General features: G+C 58.5%; 1 protein-coding gene. It reads right to left on the bottom strand.

The genetic code is table 11. The features are described 5' to 3' along the window. Positions 1-727 (bottom strand): DEAD/DEAH box helicase family protein (locus tag ACOCD2_RS23840; protein ID WP_419626273.1); only part of this gene is annotated, 727 nt, incomplete at both ends.

Here is a 727-nt window from a genome sequence, read left to right as displayed (position 1 = left end):
CACCCCCGCCCTTGAAATAGTCCACATGGAAGCGCAGCACGTTGCCGTCGTCGATGGCGTGGGTGATGGTATAAGCGTGCAGTTGCTTCCCGAAGATGTCGGCGGTGGTGACCATGCGGGCCGCTTCGCCTTCGATGGTGCGGTAGGTGGCGTTCTCGGGAAAAATGGGCGTGCCGGTGAAACCAAAGAGCTGGGCATTGGGGAAGCACTCACGGATGGCCCTGTGGTTCTCGCCAAACTGGGAGCGGTGACATTCGTCGAAGATGAAGACCATGCGCTTATCGCGCAGCGGTTCGAGTCGCTGCCTGTACGGCTGCCTGTGGTTGGCATCCAGCGCCAGGCCGAGCTTCTGGATGGTGGTGACGATGACCTTGTCGGTGTAATCGTCAGACAGCAGGCGCTGTACCAGGGTTTCGGTGTTGGTGTTTTCCTCCACACAACCGGGCTGGAAACGGTTGAATTCCTGCCGGGTCTGGCGGTCAAGGTCTTTTCGGTCCACCACAAACAGGCATTTCTCAATGTCCGGGTTGTCCTTGAGCAGGGTGGACGCCTTGAAGGAGGTGAGGGTCTTGCCGCTGCCGGTGGTATGCCAGATATAGCCGTTACCGCGGTTCTGCTGAATGCAATCGACAATGGCCTGCACAGCATAGATCTGATAGGGACGCATCATCATCAGCTTGCGCTCACTCTGGATCAGCACCGTGTAGCGGCTGATCATCTCCGCCAG

Source organism: Thiolapillus sp. (genome assembly GCF_048562965.1).
GTDB lineage: Bacteria > Pseudomonadota > Gammaproteobacteria > Chromatiales > Chromatiaceae > Thiolapillus > Thiolapillus brandeum_A.
Note: the sequence above shows the minus strand (reverse complement) of the source record. Positions and strands in the feature narration are given on the sequence as shown.